At 31.8% G+C, this 2,179-nt stretch carries 2 protein-coding genes and 8 tRNA genes; all 10 read right to left on the bottom strand.

The window, feature by feature from the left end:
* A partial coding sequence (locus VN21_RS06305; protein ID WP_046822524.1) for a hypothetical protein occupies positions 1–408 on the bottom strand: 408 nt, incomplete at its 3' end.
* Complete coding sequence (locus VN21_RS06300) at positions 402–1,118, bottom strand: LytR/AlgR family response regulator transcription factor (RefSeq protein ID WP_046822523.1); 717 nt, start codon at positions 1,116–1,118, stop codon at positions 402–404. The genes VN21_RS06305 and VN21_RS06300, both read right to left, overlap by 7 nt.
* A 174-nt stretch (positions 1,119–1,292) precedes the next feature.
* Positions 1,293–1,368: transfer RNA gene (locus VN21_RS06295), tRNA-Val, on the bottom strand.
* Between the two features lie 6 nt (positions 1,369–1,374).
* Positions 1,375–1,449, bottom strand: a tRNA-Glu gene (locus tag VN21_RS06290).
* A gap of 24 nt (positions 1,450–1,473) precedes the next feature.
* A tRNA-Lys gene (locus tag VN21_RS06285) sits at positions 1,474–1,549 on the bottom strand.
* A gap of 9 nt (positions 1,550–1,558) precedes the next feature.
* Positions 1,559–1,633: transfer RNA gene (locus VN21_RS06280), tRNA-Thr, on the bottom strand.
* 10 nt (positions 1,634–1,643) lie between these two features.
* A tRNA-Asp gene (locus tag VN21_RS06275) sits at positions 1,644–1,720 on the bottom strand.
* A 7-nt stretch (positions 1,721–1,727) separates the two neighbouring features.
* Positions 1,728–1,803 (bottom strand) — tRNA-Val (locus VN21_RS06270).
* A 6-nt stretch (positions 1,804–1,809) separates the two neighbouring features.
* Positions 1,810–1,884, bottom strand: a tRNA-Glu gene (locus tag VN21_RS06265).
* A 12-nt stretch (positions 1,885–1,896) separates the two neighbouring features.
* Positions 1,897–1,972 (bottom strand) — tRNA-Lys (locus VN21_RS06260).
* Between the last annotated feature and the right edge of the window lie 207 nt (positions 1,973–2,179).

The following is a 2,179-nucleotide window of genomic DNA, read 5'->3' as shown; positions in this document are numbered from 1 at the left end:
TATAATAAATATTATATTATAGTTATATTCTGATGTAGTTGAAGCATACTCAGAATGGCCTGTTACAAAAAAGAAAACTATATAAATTAACCATTGCCCAATTACATATTGAACTGTATTATAAGTTAAATAATATAACAATACTTTGTAATTACTTATTTTATAGTTTAGTTTTATAAATAAAATAAAAGATATCCAGTTTAAATTCATTGTAAAACCATAGTATTGTGTTTCTCTACTAAATAAGATTATAGAGTCCAAAGCACCAATTAACAAAAATACTATATCCAAATATCTCTTTTCATATCTTCTTTCTTCTAAACAGTTCAATATTTTTAAAAGAACAAAATACTCAATAAATGGACATGCCCCTGTAGCTATCCTTCCCATCAATTCAACATTTAACATAATTTTTCTCCTAAGGTACTTAAAAACTTATGCTTAAAATCTTTAAATCTATGCCTACTAACTAAAATCTCTTCTTTATTATCTAATATAGCTACATATTGTTTTATATTTTCTACATAATTTATATTCACTAAAAAACTTTTATGGCATCTATAAAAATTATGATTTTTTAATTCTTTTTCAATCTTATCCATGGTCATTTTAGTTTCATAAATTTTATTTTCTGTGTGTATAGTCATATCTTTTCTTTGAATTTCAATATAAGTTATATCTTCTATATTTATTTTGTAAGTTTCATTTTTATTTTCAACTAACACAAATTTATCTCTTTTATTTATAACTTCATCTATACAACTCAAAATATGCTTCTTAAAATCATCATATTGTATAGGCTTTAGTAAATATCTATAAGCCCTCACTTCATATCCTTCTTGTATGTATTCAATAAGTGACGTTGTAAAAATTATTTCTGGTTTATTTTTATCAATTTCTCTTATCTTTCTGGCTACATCCATTCCAGTTATCTCGTCCATCTGAATGTCTAGTATAAATATATCCCCACCTTGATTATAATTATTAAGTAGTTCTTCCCCAGTTGAATATATGTTTAAATTGTAATCAATATTTTTTTCACATAATATATTTTCTAAATTTCTTTCTATATTTTTTTGATGTTCTATTTGATCTTCGCATAAAATTATTTCTATCATAATATCCCCTGTATATATTTTTTATATGTTTATATAACTATTATACATAATTTGTAAATACTTCTTAAGTTATAATACATTTTTATAATAAAAACTCGGTTTTCTCTGAATTCATTATGTATATATAGCTTTTTTGGGCACAAAAAAACTCTTAGATAAAATCCAAGAGTTTACTGGTGGGATTAACAGGGCTCGAACCTGTGACCCCCTGCTTGTAAGGCAGGTGCTCTCCCAGCTGAGCTATAATCCCAAATGCTGGTGACCCATAGGGGAATCGAACCCCTGTTACCGCCGTGAAAGGGCGGTGTCTTGACCGCTTGACCAATGGGCCATATTATATTTTTACAAAAAAAAATGGTGATCCATCCGCGACTCGAACGCGGGACACCCTGATTAAAAGTCAGGTGCTCTACCGACTGAGCTAATGGATCATCTTTTTTTGGAGCTAGTGATAGGAATCGAACCTACAACCTGCTGATTACAAGTCAGCTGCTCTACCGTTGAGCCACACTAGCAATGTGTATTTGGCGACCTGGAAGGGACTCGAACCCTCGACCTCCAGCGTGACAGGCTGGCATTCTAACCAGCTGAACTACCAGGCCGCATATATGGTGGGATTAACAGGGCTCGAACCTGTGACCCCCTGCTTGTAAGGCAGGTGCTCTCCCAGCTGAGCTATAATCCCAAATATTGGTGACCCATAGGGGAATCGAACCCCTGTTACCGCCGTGAAAGGGCGGTGTCTTGACCGCTTGACCAATGGGCCTTACAAAAAAAATGGTGATCCATCCGCGACTCGAACGCGGGACACCCTGATTAAAAGTCAGGTGCTCTACCGACTGAGCTAATGGATCATCTTTGCTGAGATGTTGTTTCGACTTTTTTCTCTGCCGTATCAACAAATACTATTATATTAGCTTTATTAACTTTAGTCAACACTTTTTGTGAAATTTTTTAATTTTTTTAAGCAAATTATTTAAATACCCTATTTTTCAATGGTTTAATCCATTTATTTAAGCATAATTTACAGTAAAATTTAGTAATCTTGTTAATTTTTTTAT

Source organism: Paraclostridium benzoelyticum, assembly GCF_001006285.1.
In the GTDB taxonomy this organism is placed as follows: domain Bacteria; phylum Bacillota; class Clostridia; order Peptostreptococcales; family Peptostreptococcaceae; genus Paraclostridium; species Paraclostridium benzoelyticum.
Note: the sequence above shows the minus strand (reverse complement) of the source record. Positions and strands in the feature narration are given on the sequence as shown.

What these genes read in the sequence shown, in the direction of transcription:
- VN21_RS06300 (WP_046822523.1), bottom strand. Translation starts at nt 1,118, where the DNA reads ATGATAGAAATAATTTTATGCGAAGATCAAATAGAACATCAAAAAAAT.